Here is an 18,742-nt window from a genome sequence, read left to right as displayed (position 1 = left end):
CCACTCGCGCTGCCGACAGACAACGCAGATTGCTCCCGAGCGCCCTCCCGTGCACGACCCTGGGACACGTTGCAGGCGGTGTACGCAGGAGGTTGCATCGCTCCTAGTCAGCGCCCCTGAGGGTGCAGTTGACCTCCCGCAGTCGCGAGAGGGAATCCGCAACCCACCACGACGCCCATGCGTACGTCGTGACGCGCCCGGGGCTGGCGCCGAGCACCACACCTAGGCGCGCGCGACCGGGCTCGCTGCCTCGACTGGCGATTGCGCGGCGACGTGTTGTGGTCGGGTACGCAGGGCCACGATGGCGACGTCGTCTTCTCCCTCGCTGGTGTTCAGGAGTGACAGGGCGGTGCTGATGACGTCGTCGAGGCTCTGCCGGGAGGCGCCTTGGAGGGCTTGTGCGAGTGCGTCGACGTCGTCGCGCAGGTTGTGGCCTCGTCGTTCGACGAGACCGTCGGTGTACAGGACCAGTGTGTCTTCGGCGCAAAGGTCGACCGTGTGCTCGCGGCGGGTTGCGGCGAGGCGTAGCCCCAACGGCAGGTCGTTGCGCAGCGTCAAGATCTCGACCGAGCCATCGGAGCGGATGAGAATCGGTGGTAGGTGGCCGGCGCTGGACCACCGCAGCGTCCGCACCCCGGTAGCGCGTTGCTCCTCGCGTTGTTCGATCCGAGCGACGATTGCGGTCGCCACGGCGTGCTCGCCTAGCGCGAGCCCATCGATGGCGGCGTCGACCCGTTCAAGAAGCCGGGCGGGAGGATGGTCGCTGTCGAAGCCGATGGCGCGCACGAGCCCGCGCAGTTGGCCCATCGCCGCGGCGGCAGTCAGGTCGTGGCCCACGACGTCGCCGATAACGAGCGTCGTGGCACCGTCCTGGGTCATAAATGCGTCGTACCAGTCGCCGCCGATGTCTCGATCCAGGGCGGCGGGTTGGTAGTGCACGGCAAGCTCGAGATCGTCGGGCTGCGGCGGTTCGGTCATGATTGCCCGTTGCAAGGCGAGAGCGAGCTTTCGCGCTTGGGCGGTCTCTTCTTCGGACCGTTCGGCTCGCTGGCGCAGCGTGTCCAAGGTGGTGCGCAGCCGTACGGCGTCGCGCAGTGCGGCCCCGATCGTGGTCGCAAGGCCAGAAAGGTAGCGGGCATAGCCGTCATCCCAGGGCCGCCCTGCGGCGGCGCGAAGTACCAGGACGCCCACGACGCCGCGGCGGCTGGTGTCTCGTAGCGGCTTGACGACGAGCCCGTCGGCGACCAGGCGTTGTCTGGTTGCCAGGGCTCGTTCGACGAGAGCCTGTTCCGTCGTCTCGGGGGCTGTGCCGGTTTGGATCAGCAGCTGGGGGTGCGGAGCGTCGATGTCGTAGAACGCGGCGCGGGCGATGTCCGCGCTGCTTGCGAACACCTCGATGCATGGCTCGGCGAAGGCGCGCAGGCCGGTGAATCTGGTGGGCAGGGCGGCCTGGAGGTCACCGATCGTGGCCAGGCGCCGATGGTTGACCACGTCTCCGGTGGTCTCGGTCACGATGTCCAGCAGCCCGGCGATGCGGCCCTGGTCGTCCAGGAGTGGGCTGTAGGAGAAGGTGAAGTACGTCTCCTCGGCAAAGCCGGAGCGGTTCATGACCAGGGGCAGGTGCTCGCTCCACGTCGCCTGCCCTGTGGTGAGGACCGTGTCGAACAGCGGGGCGACGTCGTCCCAGACTTCCGACCAGACCTTCTGGATCGGCGCACCGAGGGCCGCGGGATGCTTGGTGCCGAGCAGGTCTCGGTAGGCGTCGTTGTAGATCATCGTCAGATCCGGCCCCCACACGAGCATGACCGGAAAACGCGTGGAGAAGCACAGGCGCACCGCGTTACGCAGGGCGTGCGGCCACTCGCTCGCGCCACCAAGCGGGGTGCCCTCCCACGCGAACGCGCGTGCGAGGCGGCCGACATCGCTGTGCGACGTCGCATCAACGAGCCACTCGGAATCCGCGTTCACGAGCGAATGCTAGTGCCGCGGAGACCTTGCCTCGCTCGCGCCACTCGGGACCGCTACCCGTCCTGATCTGGTCACGTGAGCGGCCGCCCTTAATTCGCGCCCGACGTCAGTCATCTCGCTGATCGAGCGTGCCGGGTGTGTCTCCTTGGCTGGGCCTGCTCGGGGGTCGGTTCTACCTAGCCCCCACCGAGCCAGGACGAACTTTGCCCGCATCGCGCACGGTCGTGGATCGCGACGCGATGGGAGGGTGGGTAACGCTGCCCTTGAGCACACGCTCCACACGAGCAACGCCGCCGGTGGGACCGTGCGGACGGGCGGAGTTGGTGCGGTACCGCACCAAGGCGGGGGGTGCGGCACCGCCCTTGAAGTGTGCGCGCCGTGACCCCAGTCTGCGCGGCGGCGGCTGCGAAGTGGCCCTTTTCCTACTTCGGGTGGACAGTGGCGGCAGTGTCCGCGCGTGAGACTGGAGAATCCGTGAACGAGAGACCGCCCTCCGCGGATGCTCTAGAAGCCGCCCTCGCCCCCGGTACCCAGCTTCCGGTCGGACGGTATCGACTCGACCTGACGACCGGAAGGTGGGAGTGGTCGGACGAGATCTACCGGATGCACGGCTTCGCGCCCGGCGAGATCGTGCCCACCACCGAGCTGACCCTCGCGCACAAGCACCCCGAGGACCGACAGCGGGTCGACGACGCCCTGAAAGCCACAGCGGAAACCGGAGAACCCTTCAGCTCCGTCCACCGCATCCTCGACGCGCACGGCCACGTCCGAACCGTGGCAGTCACCGGCCAAGGCCGGCCAGACCCCACCACGGGCAAGATCGTCGAACTGTTCGGATACTTCGTCGATGTCACCGATGCCAGCCGCGAGGTCGCACAGCGCGAGGCCACCGCCGCAATCCGAGCGTCCGCCGCGACCCGAGCATCAATCGAGCAGGCCAAAGGCGTGCTCATGGTCGGCCTGGACATCCCCGCAGAACGAGCGTTCGAGCACCTTCGCACCGCATCGAACCACCTCAACATCCCAGTACGCGAACTTGCGGAATGGCTCCTCGAGCGCTTCCGCCGGCCCGGAGCCACCTTCCCCTCCGCCGACGAACTCACCGAGTTCCTCGCCGCACCCGTCCCCCCGCCCAACACCGATCTGCCCCAGACCGCAACGCCGGCAAGCGGCTGAAGGGCAGCGCCACATTCATCATCGGAGCCGGATGGCGAACCCGAGCCCAAGGGTTGCACGTCGAGATACTCGCCCCCGACTTGGGAACGGGGAGGCTCACGCGCCCCGGTCTGGGCTCGGAGCGGTCGGTGCTCGAGATGATCCCGAGCACCTTGGCATGGCCGGGGCGTGGTCGGGCATGTCGCCGACGCGCTTCGTGGTCGGCTCGGTTGGGATCCGCACCGTGTCATCAGGGTGGGCCAACGCCCAGGTCACCCTCCCGCCCCCTCGTAGTAGTCCGGCTCTCCGTCCGGGCGGCGCGCCCATGGGCGTAGCGCATCTGGTGCTGCTTCGCACCCGAACCGCCGAGCACGGCTGATGGTTCCTGTCTCGCCTCACACAGACGGCCAGGCCCGTGCGGGCCCGCGTCAGGAGACCCGCCATGAAACCTGTGCCTCAGCCCCCCGTCAAACGCATGGTGGACTTCACCGGCTGCCCCCTGGTCGTCGGAATCGTCCCCGACCAGCCCGAGCTCGTCGCCCTCACCGCCGACTGCCTCGCTCGCGCCATGCGCGCTCCCACGCTGCACTTCGCCAACGTCGACACCAGCCGATACGTCGTCGAGGAGCACGAGGACGGCTCCGTCCTGCACGGCCCGGTCGACCCCGAAGTGCTCGATGTCGTCGACCGACTAGACGACCCCGACGCCGTCGGACGTGACGACGCCCGCGCCCGACTCGCCGACTACGTCGCCCGAGCCGAAGAGCGCCGCACCGAACTGGCGCGCAAGCTCGACATGGCCGACGAGTTCATCGAGCTGCTCCACGGTCGCGCCCGCTGACGCGCGCACTAAACGCCCGGTTCTGAACCCTCCGAAACCGGGCCCGCAACGGCCCGAGGGTCGGGCGGTTCTGGGAGCATCGGGCGGGTCTGGGTCGAGAGCGGGCAAGTTGCTTTCCCCTTCGGCAAGTGAAAGTCTTAACCTTATGGAAAACGAGTCCCCCGCCGGCCCGCCCGGTGCGGACGCTCGGGCGGCGCTGAGTACCCTCGCTGCCGACCGAGGTCGCCTGTCCGAGCGGCTCGCGCCGCCCTGGTGGTATTACCCCACACTGTCACTGGTCACGGCGGCGTTCGTGGCCTCTCCTGGCGCCGCCACGCCCGGTGCGCAGAGTTCACTGGTCGCCGCGGCGTGCGTCGGTCTGGTCTTCCTCACTGAGGCATACCGCCGCACCACGGGCTTCTCAGTCAGCCGCGCGGCGGGCATGCGCAGCCTCGTCGTCGCAGCCGTGCAAGGCATCCTCTTCCTCGGCCTATTCGTCACATCGGTCGTCCTCGCTAAAACCGGCCATGACGATGGGGTGCCGGCGTGCGTAGTGGCAGCATTCGTCGTCATGCTCGGCGGAGGCCTGCTCTACGAGCGTGTCTATCGCGCGGAGCTAGGGCATGTCGCCCGCTGAATCTCGGCTCGACGAGGCGATCCACGCGCTGGGCCGCCTGCGACTGTGCGCCCTGCTGCGTCCAGTGGACTCTGCAGATTTCGCCGCGTTGCGTGACACGCTCGGCATGTCCGACGCCAGCCTGTCCAAGACGATCCGCGCTCTCGCCGAGGTCGGCTACGTGCGTACGACGAAACAGGCGTCGTCCCGGCGTGCAGACGCACGGCGCACGACTTCCGTGGCACTGACGAGCGCAGGACGTCGCGCACTCGAGGGTCATCTTGCAGCGCTGCGCACCCTCGCAGACCCGTCAGAGGGCCCGAACGGAAGCGCGGCGGCATCCGAACCCGCCCGCCCCTGACACACCGCACTGGCCGCACTCGCTCGCTTGACCCGGCGCGGCGGACGCGTGAATTAAAACCTCCAGACCCGATTCTGGCGCGCCACAGAATCGGTCAGTCTTGGATGCTCACGCTAATGCGGTAGTCGATCCCGCAATCTCGCGCCACCGGCGCGATGACGACCGCGCCAGTTGCGGCGGAGATCATCGGGGGGCGGGCGCCGGCGAACGAGATCGTCACAATGCGTCGCGGGCTTCACTCACACAACGGGCTATCGGCGATCTTCCTGCGCCGTCGGGGAGGGCCGGGGGCATCAGGGTGAGCATGACGGACACCGAGGAAATGCTGCGGCTGACCGCGGCGCAGCAGGACAGGGCCGGCGAGCGGAACAACCTTTGGGATGATCGCGCGCTGAACATGCGCGACCCTCAGACTGCCCAGGCGTTCACCGTGGAGGCAGAGGAAGAAGGGATTACCAACAGCGACGGCGACGGCGACTAGCTCGCGCCCGACCTGCGGTCCTTGACCGCCTGCCGTGCGGTTCTGTCGGACTTCGTTCCATACCGCCATGCGTTGAGCGGGGCGGAGGCGAACGGCGGCGAGACCTGACGGCGCGTGAAGTTCTGGCCGGCAGCCAAGCGGCTCAATGCAGCCCCTGTGCCGCACGGCGTGGCGCTGCGTCGGCACGGCTCCTTAGCGGTGGTCGTCCGCCAGCTGTGGGAGGCGTGGGAAGAGATGGTCCTGGGACGGCCATCCGGTGGGCTGACGGCCGGCGCCTAGTGACACGTGAAGCCGCCGAGTAACGTCACCGAGCCGCTGTGCTGGTTACGTCAGGAGAACGTCTACCGCACGCTCCCCGCCAGCCTCGCGCCCTTCTGAGCAGCTAGAACGAACTTGTAGAGGTACGTGCGCGTGAGGTGCGAGTCCCCGGGCCGCGGATCGTCACGTGGCCCGTTCGAGCCGGAATCGCATCTCGGGCGACAGGTCCGGGTTGGTTCCGTCCGCCGCGGGGCGAGACCAGAACCGAATCGAGAGCTCACGATCCCGTGGTCGGTACGACGCCGACCACAGGGTCCCACCAACGACCATGCCGGACTCCGGCCAACGTGTGCTGACCGCGACTTGGTCGGCGACCCGTGCGAGACGGGCGGCGGTGACCGGGTGGTCGACGTCGGCAGCGACGTGCGCGTCCATACGCTGCAGCCGGTCGCGGGAGCCGCCCATCTCGGGGTCGTCCGCCCACGACTCGGGGACCTGACGAAGGAGGCTGTGGTTCGTGGACCGCATCGCGCCGTCGCGCTGCACCACCGTCTGCATCGTGCCGTCGTCGCCAGGCTCGGCCATCATCACGACTCCGTCGGCGTCCGCGACGATGTAGTGGCACGGCATCCACGACAGGTAGGTCCTCTCCTCCTCGAACACACGCCGGGCGTCTGCGACGGTGCGACAGCGGTCGAGGATGAACCGGAGCACCTCCAGCTCGTTCAGGCCCGGCCCGATGTCCGGTGCGCTGAACGTCGACGCGCTCCGGTCGATGAGCTGCATCATCGAGACGACGAGACCCGCCTCGTTCATGCCGTCGATCACCCCGTTGCAGAGGTCGAAGGCGCACATGAACAGCGCGCTCATCCCACCGTCGGTGGGGTGGATCTCCATGAGGTACGGCTCGCTCAGCATCGCCGGCGCCTCGGGGAAGGAGTCCGGCCCGAAGACCGCGTCCGGCAAGGAGAGGAAACCGAAGTCGAAGTTCCGCTGCACCACGATGCCGGCATCCACGGTCGGCGCCGTGATCACCGAGCAACCCGCCATCGAAGGCGGCGACGGTAGTCGCATGTTGTAGCCGACACCGAGCGCGTCCACCGTCGGGTCCGCCAGGTCCAACCCGAACGCGCGCGCGACCCCGACCCTCCGCGCGAGCAGCTCCGGGTAGCGGCTCGCGGCCCACTCGCGGCGGCTCTCGGCCACGTCGGCGGGCAAGAGCAGGTCCTCTGCCGGTACCACGTACCGGAACCGCGCGATACGGCCGAGTTCCTCCCCGATCTCCTCGTTGCTCCCGCGGATGCGTACATGGCGGACTGTCAAGCGCTCGTCCGGCGACTCGTACACCAGCACGTCCATCGCGCGTCTCCTTCGCAGCACGTCGACCCAGCCCGATCTGTCCTGAGGAAGCCGCCGCCAGCGTAGACGATCGCACCGACCGGGCCATCGGTGGTGCGTGCTCGTGAGGTGCGAGCTACTCCGGCCACCGCTCGCCGCACTGCCGAGGATCGCCTCTGCCCGGCAATCCACCGTCGAATGGCGGCTGCGGTGACAGTTCCTGATGGAACGACAATCAAACCGATTGCGGGACTCAGGGCGCTAGCATCCACTGGATGACGGCTTCTTCCCGTCCTTCGTGTGGACGCGAGCTGACCGAGCACAAGCGCTATGTTCGGTTCGCTCTTCCTGATCCTGTGCTGAGCCTCCCCGAGCGCGAGGAAATCGCCGGGCCCTGGATGAGCGGTCATTCCGCGTTGGAGTCGGTGTTGATGCAGGTGCCTCTATGGGTGCGTTCGTTCGGGCATTTCTCCCCGGTGCAGTTGAGTGGTCCTTGGTCGGGAGTGGGATCACCAGTTGGTCCTGGACCAAGTGGTCGAAAATGCTCCGGCACGGTGAGCCCCCCCATGCACTCCGGCAGGCAGGGTAGTAGGAGGCAGACGCAGTGCGCCTGCCTCCCGCCCATTCCTCGCTACTCCCCCACGATCGCGGCCTGGACGAAGTTGATGTGCTCAGGGTCGGTGATCATCCACACGTCCGACTCCGAGTAGTCAGAAGCGCTGTGGCTGAGGATGACGGTCATGTACGGCGCCTCGCGCTCGTGCTCCTCGAGCACCTCCTCACGGTTGCTGTGCGCGAGGAGCATCGCCTCGTTTGCCGGCTCGACGTCCGGGAAGAACGCGAGCGGGGTCTGGCGGGCAATGCGGCGAACCTGGGTGGTGGTCATCTGCGATCGGTCTCGCTCTCTGGGCTGTGCCCCGATGGGGCCGGAGGTTCCCGGCCGAGTGGATGGCTCGTCGTGAGCCACGCACTCCATGTGGGGTGGGCACGCTGCCTGCTCCAGGGATGAGCGGTGGACCAGGGACCAAGCCGGGATCTACCGCGTACTCCGCCTACTCCCGCCGACGGGCGCCGCATCGTCGCCGTGCGGCACCGCAGAGGCGGAGGCGGATTCAGGCGGTCCTCCTTCAAGCAACGCGGGTTTGGCCGCCGGCCCCAATTCCTGGAGCGTCCCGCCGCAGCACCGACCGCGCTGCCTGGCCACCTCCGACGAGACTTGAACCTGTGACCGGTAGTCACCGGTTCAAGTCCGTGACTCGCCCACCTGCCCCCGAGGCACAGAGCCCGAGATTCCGCGGTTTTCGAGGTGTCGCCGCTGACAGATCCGGCGCCATCGCCACGACCTGTGGGGCCCTAGTGTCCAAAAACTCCGGGCGAAAAGCCGCCCAACAACGACCACAAACGACAATTACCCAGGCGAGAAACAACTCTCACCTGGGCTTTTGTCGGGCTGACAGGATTTGAACCTGCGACCCCTTGACCCCCAGTCAAGTGCGCTACCAAGCTGCGCCACAGCCCGTCGACCCCACATGTGGCACCGCGGTGCCACCCCGCAGGGCCGTCCGAAATACTACCCCAGGTCGGACGCTGCTCCTGCATCGGCGCGGGGAGCGGCGACCGGTGCCGCCCGGACGTCGCCGAGCACGCGCGCGGTGGCCAGCGCGGCAGCGGCCGCCTCGTAGCCCTTGTCCTCGTGCGAGCCGTCCAGCCCGGCACGGTCGAGGGCCTGCTGCTCGTCGTCGCACGTCAGGAGGCCGAAGCCCACGGGCACCGTGTGGTCGAGCGCCACGCGGTTGAGGCCGTCGGTCGCGGCGGCGCACACGTAGTCGAAGTGCGGGGTGCCGCCCCGGATCACGACGCCCAGGGCGACCACCGCGTCGTAGCCGCCGGCCGCGAGCGCCTGGGCGGCCACGGGCAGCTCGAACGAGCCGGGCACGCGCACGACGCGCGGCTCGGCGACGGCGTGGTCGGCGCACGCGCGCAGCGCGCCGTCGAGCAGGCCGTCCATGACGACCTGGTGCCAGCTCGCCGCGACGACGGCGACCCGCAGGTCGGAGCAGTCGACGGGCGCCGTGGCGGGGGCCCCGGCGCCGCTCATCGGACGGCCCCGGCGGTGGCGGTGGCCGGCTGGGTCGAGCGGGGGGTCGGGGCGTGCATCGTTCCTCCGGTGTCGTGCGGGGTGTCGCGCGGGGTGTCGCGCGGGGTGTCGTGCGGGGTGTCGGTCAGGTGGGGCAGGTCGTGGCCCATGCGGTCGCGCTTGGTGCGCAGGTAGGCGAGCGTGCGCGGGTGGGCGGGCAGCGCGAGGGGCAGCCGCTCGACGACGTCCGCTCCCCCGGCGACGAGGCCGTCCACCTTGGCGGGGTTGTTGGTCAGCAGCCGCACGCCCGGCACCCCGAGGTCGCGCAGCACGTGGGCGGCGGCGGTGTAGTCACGGGCGTCGGCGGGCAGCCCCTGGTCCAGGTTGGCGTCGACCGTGTCGCGTCCGGCGTCCTGCAGGGCGTAGGCCGCGACCTTCGCGGCCAGGCCGATCCCCCGCCCCTCGTGCCCGCGCAGGTAGACGACGACGCCGCGGCCGGCGGCCACGACCCGGCGCAGCGACTCGTCGAGCTGCGGCCCGCAGTCGCAGCGCAGGCTGCCGAACGTGTCGCCGGTGAGGCACTCGGAGTGCACCCGCGCGAGGACCGGGCCGCGCGCGGGGTCGGCGAGGTCCTCCAGGGGCCCGGCCACCAGGGCGACGTGCTCGTCGCCCGTCCGGGTGTCGCGGTAGGCGACGGCGGTGAGCTCGCCGTGCCGGGTGGGCAGGGCGGCGACGGCCACCCGCTCGACGAGCGCCTCGGTGGCGCGCCGGTAGGCGACGAGGTCGGCCACGCTGATCAGGGTGAGCCCGTGCTCGGCCGCGAACTCCCGCAGGGCGGGCAGCCGCATCATCGTGCCGTCGTCGTGCACCAGCTCGGCGAGGACGCCTGCCTCGCCCCGCCCGGCGAGGCGGGCGAGGTCGACGGCGGCCTCGGTGTGGCCGCGGCGCTCCAGGACGCCGCCGGGGCGCGCCCGCAGCGGGAGCACGTGCCCGGGCCGGGTGAGGTCGGCCGGTGCCGCCGCCGGGTCGGCGAGCACCCGCGCCGTGCGGGCCCGGTCGGCGCCCGAGATGCCGGTGGTAACCCCCGACGCGGCGTCGACCGTCACCGTGTACGCCGTGCGGTAGGCGTCCTGGTTCGCCTCGACCATGAGGGGCAGGCCGAGCCGGTCCAGCTGCTCGGGCGCCACCCCCACGCACACGAGGCCGCTCGTGTGCCGCACCAGGAAGCCCATGAGCTCCGGCGTCGCGGCGTCGGCGGCGAGGACGAGGTCGCCCTCGTTCTCCCGGTCGGCGTCGTCCGCGACGACGACGGGGCGCCCGGCCCCGACGTCCGCGATCGCCCGCTCGACCCGTCCGACGGCGCTCATCGCGTGGCCCCGGTCGCCGCGAGCTGCGCTGAGGCGGACGCCAGGTGCCGCTCCACGTACTTGCTCAGCACGTCGACCTCGAGGTTGACCCGCTCCCCCACGGCCCTGGCGCCGAGCGTCGTGCGCGCCCGGGTCTCGGGGATGAGGCTCACGGTGAACGCGTCGTCCCGGGCGTCCACGACGGTAAGGCTCACGCCGTCGACGGCGATCGAGCCCTGCGCCACGACGTACCGCGCGAGGTCCCCGGGGAGCGCGATCTCCACGACCTCCCACTGCGTCCCCGGCGTGCGCGCGAGCACGGTGCCGACGCCGTCGACGTGCCCCTGCACGACGTGGCCGCCGAAACGCCCGTCGGCCGCGAGCGCCCGCTCGAGGTTGACCCGATCGCCGGGCCGCCGGCCGCCGAGGCTCGTGCGTGCCAGCGTCTCGGCCATGAGGTCGGCGGTCCAGGTGGCACGGCCGTCGCGCTCGCCGGTCTCCGCGACGGTGAGGCAGCAGCCGTCGACCGCGATCGAGTCGCCGAGCCGGACGCCGTCCAGCACCCTCTCGGCCGCGACGGTGAGGCGGGCGCCGTCGGCGTGCTCGCGCACGTCGACGACGGTGCCGAGCTCCTCCACGATTCCGGTGAACATGGTCAGCGCTCCTTCCGCGGTCGCAGGGCGAGCCGCACGGTGGGGGTGTCGGTGGGGTCGTCGGGGTCCCGGGGCAGGACGGCGACGTCGAGGAGGTCGAGCCGTGCGGCGTCCGCGATGGTGCCGATGCCGAGGTCGGCGACGGCGCTCGGACCGACGCCGAGCAGCACGGGGGCGACGTAGGCGACGACGTCGTCCACGAGCCCGGCGCGCCAGAAGGCGGCGGCCAGGGCGGGCCCGCCCTCGAGCAGCACGTGCCGGTGCTCGCGGTACCAGAGCAGGTCCAGCACCTCGTGCGGGTCGTGGGTGCGCAGGTGCATCACGGCCTCGCCGGCGGCCGCCGCGCGCGCGAGCCGGGACGACGCGGGCAGGTCCCGCAGGCCGACGACGACGCGGTCCGGCTGGGGGCCGGTCAGCGGGGCGTGGCGCACGGTGAGGTCGGGGTCGTCCGCGAGCGCGGTGCCGGTGCCGACGACGACGGCGTCGACCTCGGCGCGCAGGCGGTGCACGTCGTGCCGCGCGGCCCGGCCGGAGATCCAGCGCGAGGTGCCGTCGGCCGCGGCGGAGCGGCCGTCGAGAGTGCTGGCGACCTTCCAGGTGACGAGGGGACGCCCGAGCTCCAGCGCGCGCGTCCAGGTGGCGTTGAGGGCTCGCGCCTCGTCGGCCAGCACCCCGCCGACCACCTCGACGCCCGCGGCGCGCAGGCGCGCGGCGCCGCCCGACGCGGCCGGGTTGGGGTCGTGCTGGGCGTGGACGACGCGCGCGACGCCTGCGGCCAGCAGCGCGTCGACGCACGGCCCGGTGCGGCCGTGGTGGTTGCAGGGCTCGAGGGTGACGACGGCCGTGGCGCCTCGCGCGGCGCCCGGGCCGCGGGACCCGGTCGCCCGGTGCAGCGCCTCGACCTCGGCGTGCGGCGTGCCCGCGCCGCGGTGGAAGCCCTCGGCGACCGTCGCGCCGTCGGCGTCCAGGAGCACGCACCCGACGCGCGGGTTGGGTCCGCGGGCCGGCACCTGCGCGGCCAGCTCCAGCGCGCGCTGCATCGCGGCGCGCTCCGCCGTGGTGGCACTCATCCGTCCTGCCCCTGTCGTCCGGTCGCGGACCCCGGGGGCGGAAGGCGGGGTCGGACGTGCTCGCGCCGGCCGGTCACGGGCGGTCGTCACGACGGACGACGGCCGGTTCCGGCCGCGAGGGGCCGGTGGACGGACCGGACGGGGAGCCGTCGCGTGCGCTTCCCATCCGGACTTTGACCGTCGGTCCAGGAGTTCCACCTGGTCAACCGGTCACAGGCTGTGACCGGGTCGCGGACTTTCACCGCCGGCTCGGAATTTCACCGACCCCAGAGCACGCGAGCAATTCGCTCGTCATCGCCGACGGTGCCACGCTCCGCGACCGCCTGGCAAGCGCGAGTGGCACACGTCTCACGTGCCGACCGTGGCGGCGCGGGCCGGGTCAGTCCCACACGAGGGAGAGCACGCGGTGGCCCTCGGGCACGTCGGGCACGTCCGTGAACCAGTCGGCGGGGTACACGTACCCCTCGACCACGCCGTCGGACCGGAGCTCGTCCGCGCCGACGATGTCCTCGACCTCCTCGGCGACGAGCGCGGTGCACACGGCGACCGCCTCGGCGGCGATCCAGTCCACGTCGTCCTCGACGGACTCCTCGTGCAGCTCGACCCGCACCCACGCGACGCCCTCCCAGGCCGCGAGGCGCTCCAGGCGGAGCCGGATCTCCGCGAGCGGTAGGCGGCCGTCGCCCCACTGGTTCGGAGCGAGGGACTCCTCGTCGTCGTTGCCGTCGAAGAACTCCGCCAGCGTCAGCAGCGGGAGCCAGCGTTCGTCGCCCCCGGCGGAGGCGCCCGAACGGCGGTCCAGCTCGTCGCGCGTGATCATCCCGCCGACCCCAGGTCGTCCCGCCCGCGCACACGACGCCGGTCCGCGGTCCGCGGCCGGGCGGTGCGCCGCTCGTCGTCCCGCCCGAGGGCGACCCCCAGCGCCGCGAGCACGAGGAGGTCCACGACGAGCCCGGCGACGGCCACCCACTGCACGGCCCGGAACGCCAGGAGCTGTGTCACGAGCAGGCTCACGAGCACGCCGCGGCGCACCCACACGGCTCCGCTGCGGTGGTCGCCGCGCCCGACGACGACGCCCGCGGCGACGCACGACACCGTGACGGCCACGGCGGCGAGGATCCCGGCGCCCACCCAGCCGGGCACGTCGACGCCGCCGGTCACCACCCGCACGCCCACGACGAGCGACCCGGCGGCCGTGCCGAGCACGACGACCGCCACGACGGTGGCCGCCCAGCGGTGCTCCATCGCCTCGGCGAACCAGGCCGACGAGCGCCGCACCAGGGCGCGCACCGGGTCCGGCACGGCCACGTCGTCGCGCGGCACGGCCTCCACGAGGGCCGCCACCTCCTCGTCGGCGGGTTCCCCGCGCCCGTGTGCCACGAGGCTGCGCGCCTCCTCGCGCTCGGCGTCCGTGAACCCGCCCGCCACGCCGGCGACCGCGCGGTCGGTGGCCACCGCGAGGTACTCCGCCGGGTGGTGCGCCCGGCGCCCGTGCAACGCCTCGACGAGCAGCACGAGGGCCACGACGACGGCGTAGATGAGCGCCGCCGTCGGCTCGTAGAAGTAGTCGTTGTCGGACGTGACGAACTTGCCGATCTCGTCGACGAACAGGCCGAAGCCGACGCCGCCGAGCACGGCGCCCAGCGACCGCAGCGCGGGGCCGACCCACGAGAGCAGCACGACCACCGCGAGCGCCATGCCGAGGCCGCCCCACAGGACGTGCGCCACGTGCAGGCCGCCGCCACCCACCTGCGGGTACCCCGAGGCCGCGAGGAGGAACCGCGTCACGAGCACCGTCGCCACGGTGACGACGAGGAACGTCACCAGGTGCCGCACCGCGGACGTGTCGCGCGCCGCGCCCAGGCGCAGCAGGCGACCACGGCGGGCCAGGGGGGCCTCGCGCACGGGGCGGCTCATCGGCTGCTCATCGGCTCGTCACCGGCTCAGCGGCGCCGCTTCTCCCGCACGCGCACGCTGATCTCGATCGGCGAGCCCTCGAAGCCGAAGGTCTCGCGCAGGCGGCGCTCGATGAAGCGGCGGTAGCCGGCCTCCAGGAAGCCGGTGGCGAAGATGACGAACCGCGGCGGGCGCGTCGAGGCCTGCGTGCCGAACAGGATCCGCGGCTGCTTGCCGCCGCGCAGCGGGTGCGGGTGGGCGGCCACGAGCTCGCCGAGGAAGGCGTTGAGGCGGCCGGTCGGGATGCGGGTGTCCCACGACTCGAGCGACGTCTCGAGCGCGCGCGTCAGCTTGTCGGTGTGCCAGCCCGTGCGGGCCGAGACGTTGACGCGCGGCGCCCACTGCACCTGCACGAGGTCCCGCTCGATCTCGCGCTCGAGGTACGGGCGACGGTCGTCGTCCATGAGGTCCCACTTGTTGTACGCGATGACGAGCGCGCGACCGGCGTCGACGGCCTGCGAGATGACGCGGGTGTCCTGCTCGGTCATCGGCTGCGAGGCGTCGACGAGCACGACGGCGACCTCGGCCTTCTCGATCGCCGCCTGCGTGCGCAGGGACGCGTAGAAGTCGGCGCCCCGCGTCTGGTGGACGCGGCGGCGGATGCCCGCGGTGTCGACGAACCAGTACGGCACGCCCTTGATCTCCACGAGCTCGTCGACCGGGTCGCGCGTGGTGCCCGCGGTCTCGTCGACGACGACGCGGTCCGCCCCGGCGATCTTGTTCAGCAGCGAGGACTTGCCGACGTTCGGGCGGCCCACGAGGGCCACGCGGCGCGGGCCCGCGGGCCGCAGCTCCCCGTGCTCGGAGACCTCGGGCAGCACCTTCATCGCCGCGTCCAGCAGGTCCCCGGTGCCGCGGCCGTGCAGGGCGGAGACGGGGTGCGGCTCGCCGAGGCCGAGCGACCAGAGGTAGGCGGCGTCCGCCTCGCCCGACGGGCCGTCGACCTTGTTGGCGCACAGCACGACCGGCTTGCCCGAGCGGCGCAGCAGCTCCACGACCCGCTCGTCGGTCGACGTCGCGCCCACGGTGGAGTCGACGACGAAGATCACGGCGTCGGCCAGCTCGACCGCGACCTCCGCCTGCTCGGCGACCTTCGACTCGATGCCCGCGACGTCGACCTCCCAGCCGCCGGTGTCCACGAGCGTGAACTCGCGCCCCGACCACTCGCCGGGGTAGCTCACACGGTCGCGAGTGACGCCCGGCGTGTCCTCGACGACGGCCTCCCGGCGGCCGAGGATGCGGTTGACGAGCGTCGACTTGCCGACGTTCGGGCGCCCGACGACGGCGAGCACCGGCAGCGGTGCCTCGCCCGGGCCGAAGCCCTCCTCGTCCCACTCGGCGTCCAGCAGGGCGCGGTCGGCCTCGTCGAGCTCGAAGTCCTCGAGCCCGGCGCGCAGGGCACGCTCGCGCGCCTCGTCGTCGCCGTCGGACTCCAGCACCTCCGCGACGGCGTCGCGGCCCGCGTCCTCGGCAGGCGCGGCGATGGGCTCGTCGGTGGGCTCGGCAGCGGGCACGGAGCCGTCGGCGGGAGTGGTCATGCGCACCATTCTCCCAGGCCGAGCGGCGTGTCACGAACGAGACCCGCGTCACCGGGCCGGCGCGGTGACGCGCGGCGGCGCGTGAGCTGGTGAGCGAGGTGGTGTCAGGCGGTGACCTGGGCGACGACCGCGAGGACGGCGTCGACCGTCTGGTCGAAGTCGAGGTCGGAGGAGTCGACGGTGACCACGCCGTCGGCGGCGACCTGGAACTGGCTGACGGTGGAGTCGTCGCGGTCGCGGCGCAGCACCTGGTCGCGGGTCGCCTCGACGGCCGACGCGTCGGCCGCGCCGTGCACCTCGAGCGACCGCCGGCGCAGGCGGGCCTCCTCGCTCGCGGTGAGCAGCACGCGGGCGTCCGCGTCGGGGGCGACGACGGTCGTGATGTCGCGGCCCTCGGCGACGATGCCCTTGCCGCCCGAGAAGCCGCCCGGGGCGCTCTCGGTCTCGATCACGGCACGCTGCCGGCGGCGGAGCTCGGCGCGGACGTCGAGGTTGGTGGCCACCTGCGAGACGGCGGTGGAGACCTCCGTGGTGCGGATCGCCGCGGCCACGTCGCGACCGCCGAGGTGCACGGTCGGGGCGGCGGGGTCGAGGCCCATCTCCAGCGGCATGGCGCGCACGGCGTCGGCCACCGCGGCCCGGTCTGCGAGGTCCGTGCCCCCGTCGACGCACCACAGCGTCGCCGCCCGGTACATCGCGCCGGTGTCGAGGTAGGCGAGCCCCAGCCGGGCCGCCACCGCCTTGGAGACGCTGGACTTGCCGGACCCGGAGGGACCGTCGACGGCGATGACGACCACGTGTGCTCACCTTCTGTTGTCGCGCGGGTTGTCGCGCGGGACTGCGGGACGTGCGGTGCTGCTGGCTGCGGGGACGAGGGACGGGCGCGACGGCGTCACATGTCGACGTCGCGCATGAGGGTGCCGAGCTCGGTGCGCCCGAGCACCCGCGAGCGCCCGGCCCGCAGGTCACCGAGCGCGATGGGGCCGATCCGGGTCCGCACCAGGCGCGTCACCGGGAACCCGACGGCGTCGAGCATCCGGCGCACGATCCGGTTGCGGCCCTCGTGCAGCACCACCTCGATCATGGTCTCGCCCGGCACGGAGTCCACCACGCGGACCTTGTCGGCGCGCGCGAGGCCGTCCTCGAGCTCGACGCCGTCGGTGAGCTGCTTGGCGTGACGCGGGTAGAACTCGCCGCCCGTCACGGTGACGAGGTACGTCTTGCGGATCTCGTACCGCGGGTGCGCGAGCCGGTTCGCGAGCTCGCCGTCGTTGGTGAGGAGCAGCAGCCCCTCGCTGTCGGCGTCGAGCCGGCCGACGTGGAACAGCCGCTCCGGCCGGTCCTTGACCAGGTCGGCGAGCGTGGGCCGGCCCTCCGGGTCGCTCATCGTGGAGACCACGCCGAGCGGCTTGTTCAGGGCGATGGTGATCTTCGAGGTGTCGAGCTGCACGCGCATGCCGTCGACGTGCACGACGGCGGTGGCGGGGTCGACCCGGAGGCCGAGCTCCGTGACGAGGACGCCGTCCACCTCGACGTGCCCCTCGGCGATGAGCTCCTCGCACTTGCGGCGCGAGCCCAGCCCCGCCTGCGCGAGCACCTTCTGCAGACGGACGCCGTCGGCGACGTGCACGTCGCGGTCCGGCTCGCCGGAGCGAGGGGCGGGGCGACGGGGCGGGGCCTGGCGCTGGCGCTGCGGACGCCGCGCGGCGGGTCCCTGGGGGCGGCTGGTGCGGCGGCTCCCGCCGCGGCGTTCGGTGCTCATGGTGCCCGATTCTCTCAGGTCCCTCCGAACCTGCTCGACACGCCCGCCGGCGCACCCTCCGGCGCACCCGCTGGGCACAGGCGGCGCAGCGCTCCGGTCGTCACCCCCGGTGGGCGGCCAGGACGGCCGCGAAGCCCGCGGCGAGGCGCGGCGCCACGACGCGGGCGTCGTCGACGTCCCCGCACACCATCGCCCCGTCGCGCAGCATCATCAGCTCGGCGGCCGCGGCCGCGGGCTCGTCCGCTCCGGCGTCGCGCGCGACGCCGGCGAGGAAGTCCGTGTACCAGGCACGATGGTCGGCTACCGCGCGGCGCACCGGGTGCGCAGGGTCGGCGAACTCGGCGCCGGCGTTGACGAACGCGCAGCCGCGGAACCGCTCGCTCCGCGCCACCTCGCCGAGGGCGTCGGCGAGCGCCGCGAGGGTCGCCGCCGCGTCGCCCGCGTGCTGCGACCGGATCGCCTCCAGCCGCGCCCGCTCGGCCGCCGCGAGCTCGTCCAGGTAGGCGACGACCAGGTCGTCCTTCGTCGGGAAGTGCCGGTAGAAGGTGACCTTGGACACCCCGGCCGCGGCGATGACCTTGTCCGCGCTCACGGCGCGGACGCCCTCCGCGTAGAAGAGCCCGCTCCCCGCCGCGAGGATCCGCTCGCGCACGCGCCCGCGGCCCCGCTCGGCCTGCTGCCCACCCGGCCCCGGGGCCGCCTGCTCCGGCGCGCTGGTCTCCATCTGCCCAACCTCTCACGACCGGGCCCTCCGCCGGGCCCTTGCTTGCGGCGACCGTCGCCGCGTGATCTAGTAGACGAACTAGTAACTCTACTATCCAGGCTCGACGAGAGGATCCACCATGGGCGCGATCTACACGGCGGTCGCCACCGCGACCGGCGAGGGACGGGACGGGCGGTCACGCTCCGACGACGGGCTGCTCGACGTCGACCTCGCGATCCCCAAGGAGATGGGCGGCGCGGGTGGCGCGACGAACCCCGAGCAACTCTTCGCCGCGGGGTACGCCGCCTGCTTCCACTCCGCGCTGAAGCTCGTCGCGCGGCGGGAGAAGGCCGCCGTGAGCGACTCCGCGGTCGTGGCCGAGGTCTCGCTGCACCCGACGCCCGAGGGCGGGTTCGGGCTGGCGGTCGCGCTGCACGCCGAGCTCGGCGGCGTCGACCAGGCGACCGCCGACGCCCTCGTCGCCGCCGCGCACCAGGTCTGCCCGTACTCGAACGCCACGCGGGGCAACGTCGACGTCACCGTCGACGCGACGGTCGCCTGACGGCCGTGCGGCCGCCAGCGGCGGGGGCGACAGCAGAGGTAGGGGGCCCGGCGGGAGGCCACCCCCACGCCCGGCCGG

The 18,742-nt window shown here is 72.3% G+C and carries 19 protein-coding genes, 1 tRNA gene and 1 riboswitch; of the genes, 6 read left to right on the top strand and 14 right to left on the bottom strand.

Annotated features, from left to right (window positions below; translation table 11 throughout):
- Positions 1 to 222 precede the first annotated feature (222 nt).
- Positions 223 to 1,968 (bottom strand): SpoIIE family protein phosphatase, encoded by a 1,746-nt coding sequence (locus ACFUVW_RS03580; RefSeq protein ID WP_430569977.1) that lies wholly within the window; start codon positions 1,966 to 1,968, stop codon positions 223 to 225.
- Positions 1,969 to 2,442: 474 nt separating this feature from the next.
- Here ACFUVW_RS03580 and ACFUVW_RS03575 point away from each other — a divergent pair, with 474 nt between their 5' ends.
- The 5 genes from ACFUVW_RS03575 (at position 2,443) to ACFUVW_RS03555 (ending at position 5,401) form a co-directional block, all read left to right on the top strand.
- Positions 2,443 to 3,144: a PAS and ANTAR domain-containing protein gene (locus ACFUVW_RS03575; protein WP_430569976.1), complete on the top strand. Its 702-nt coding sequence runs from the start codon at positions 2,443 to 2,445 to the stop codon at positions 3,142 to 3,144.
- Positions 3,145 to 3,598: 454 nt separating this feature from the next.
- Positions 3,599 to 3,964, top strand: a complete 366-nt coding sequence (locus ACFUVW_RS03570; protein WP_430569975.1) for a hypothetical protein — start codon at positions 3,599 to 3,601, stop codon at positions 3,962 to 3,964.
- Positions 3,965 to 4,109: 145 nt separating this feature from the next.
- Positions 4,110 to 4,580 carry a hypothetical protein gene (locus ACFUVW_RS03565; RefSeq protein WP_430569974.1) on the top strand — a complete coding sequence of 157 codons (471 nt, stop codon included), beginning with the start codon at positions 4,110 to 4,112 and terminating at the stop codon, positions 4,578 to 4,580.
- Positions 4,567 to 4,920 carry a transcriptional regulator gene (locus ACFUVW_RS03560; RefSeq protein ID WP_430569973.1) on the top strand — a complete coding sequence of 118 codons (354 nt, stop codon included), beginning with the start codon at positions 4,567 to 4,569 and terminating at the stop codon, positions 4,918 to 4,920. The genes ACFUVW_RS03565 and ACFUVW_RS03560 overlap by 14 nt, the downstream gene beginning before the upstream one ends.
- Positions 4,921 to 5,224: 304 nt before the next feature.
- A complete protein-coding gene (locus ACFUVW_RS03555) occupies positions 5,225 to 5,401 on the top strand; it encodes a hypothetical protein (RefSeq protein ID WP_430569972.1) in 177 nt (58 codons plus the stop codon).
- Positions 5,402 to 5,842: 441 nt separating this feature from the next.
- Here the strand turns inward: ACFUVW_RS03555 and ACFUVW_RS03550 are convergent, their stop codons facing one another.
- From ACFUVW_RS03550 to ACFUVW_RS03490, 13 genes are all read right to left on the bottom strand, one after another.
- Positions 5,843 to 7,018, bottom strand: a complete 1,176-nt coding sequence (locus ACFUVW_RS03550; protein ID WP_430569971.1) for a C45 family autoproteolytic acyltransferase/hydolase — start codon at positions 7,016 to 7,018, stop codon at positions 5,843 to 5,845.
- Between the two features lie 610 nt (positions 7,019 to 7,628).
- Positions 7,629 to 7,883, bottom strand: coding sequence for a hypothetical protein (locus ACFUVW_RS03545; protein ID WP_430569970.1), 255 nt, complete (start codon positions 7,881 to 7,883; stop codon positions 7,629 to 7,631).
- Between the two features lie 559 nt (positions 7,884 to 8,442).
- A tRNA-Pro gene (locus tag ACFUVW_RS03540) sits at positions 8,443 to 8,516 on the bottom strand.
- 51 nt (positions 8,517 to 8,567) lie between these two features.
- Positions 8,568 to 9,095, bottom strand: coding sequence for a 6,7-dimethyl-8-ribityllumazine synthase (gene ribH / locus ACFUVW_RS03535; RefSeq protein ID WP_430569969.1), 528 nt, complete (start codon positions 9,093 to 9,095; stop codon positions 8,568 to 8,570).
- Positions 9,092 to 10,441, bottom strand: coding sequence for a bifunctional 3,4-dihydroxy-2-butanone-4-phosphate synthase/GTP cyclohydrolase II (locus ACFUVW_RS03530; protein ID WP_430569968.1), 1,350 nt, complete (start codon positions 10,439 to 10,441; stop codon positions 9,092 to 9,094). The genes ribH and ACFUVW_RS03530 overlap by 4 nt, the downstream gene beginning before the upstream one ends.
- Positions 10,438 to 11,073, bottom strand: coding sequence for a riboflavin synthase (locus tag ACFUVW_RS03525; RefSeq protein WP_430569967.1), 636 nt, complete (start codon positions 11,071 to 11,073; stop codon positions 10,438 to 10,440). The genes ACFUVW_RS03530 and ACFUVW_RS03525 overlap by 4 nt, the downstream gene beginning before the upstream one ends.
- Before the next feature lie 2 nt (positions 11,074 to 11,075).
- Complete coding sequence (ribD, locus tag ACFUVW_RS03520; protein WP_430569966.1) at positions 11,076 to 12,143, bottom strand: bifunctional diaminohydroxyphosphoribosylaminopyrimidine deaminase/5-amino-6-(5-phosphoribosylamino)uracil reductase RibD; 1,068 nt, start codon at positions 12,141 to 12,143, stop codon at positions 11,076 to 11,078.
- Positions 12,144 to 12,292: 149 nt separating this feature from the next.
- Positions 12,293 to 12,422, bottom strand: a riboswitch (FMN riboswitch).
- 100 nt (positions 12,423 to 12,522) lie between these two features.
- On the bottom strand, positions 12,523 to 12,963 hold the full coding sequence (locus ACFUVW_RS03515; protein WP_430569965.1) for a hypothetical protein: 441 nt from the start codon (positions 12,961 to 12,963) through the stop codon (positions 12,523 to 12,525).
- Complete coding sequence (locus ACFUVW_RS03510) at positions 12,960 to 14,060, bottom strand: hypothetical protein (protein ID WP_430569964.1); 1,101 nt, start codon at positions 14,058 to 14,060, stop codon at positions 12,960 to 12,962. The genes ACFUVW_RS03515 and ACFUVW_RS03510 overlap by 4 nt, the downstream gene beginning before the upstream one ends.
- Before the next feature lie 26 nt (positions 14,061 to 14,086).
- The gene (gene der / locus ACFUVW_RS03505) at positions 14,087 to 15,637 is read right to left on the bottom strand and encodes a ribosome biogenesis GTPase Der (protein WP_430569963.1); all 1,551 of its coding nucleotides are present in this window, start codon (positions 15,635 to 15,637) and stop codon (positions 14,087 to 14,089) included.
- Between the two features lie 104 nt (positions 15,638 to 15,741).
- Positions 15,742 to 16,434, bottom strand: coding sequence for a (d)CMP kinase (cmk, locus tag ACFUVW_RS03500; protein WP_430569962.1), 693 nt, complete (start codon positions 16,432 to 16,434; stop codon positions 15,742 to 15,744).
- Between the two features lie 95 nt (positions 16,435 to 16,529).
- Positions 16,530 to 17,399 (bottom strand): pseudouridine synthase, encoded by an 870-nt coding sequence (locus tag ACFUVW_RS03495; protein ID WP_430569961.1) that lies wholly within the window; start codon positions 17,397 to 17,399, stop codon positions 16,530 to 16,532.
- A 100-nt stretch (positions 17,400 to 17,499) separates the two neighbouring features.
- Positions 17,500 to 18,123, bottom strand: coding sequence for a TetR/AcrR family transcriptional regulator (locus ACFUVW_RS03490; RefSeq protein ID WP_430569960.1), 624 nt, complete (start codon positions 18,121 to 18,123; stop codon positions 17,500 to 17,502).
- A gap of 118 nt (positions 18,124 to 18,241) precedes the next feature.
- On the opposite strand from ACFUVW_RS03490, the gene ACFUVW_RS03485 reads away from it, so the two are divergent.
- Positions 18,242 to 18,664 carry an organic hydroperoxide resistance protein gene (locus ACFUVW_RS03485; protein WP_430569959.1) on the top strand — a complete coding sequence of 141 codons (423 nt, stop codon included), beginning with the start codon at positions 18,242 to 18,244 and terminating at the stop codon, positions 18,662 to 18,664.
- The last annotated feature ends 78 nt before the right edge of the window (positions 18,665 to 18,742 follow it).

The sequence above is a fragment of the Isoptericola sp. NPDC057391 genome (genome assembly GCF_042668085.1).
Taxonomy (GTDB): Bacteria; Actinomycetota; Actinomycetes; order Actinomycetales; family Cellulomonadaceae; genus Isoptericola.
Note: the sequence above shows the minus strand (reverse complement) of the source record. Positions and strands in the feature narration are given on the sequence as shown.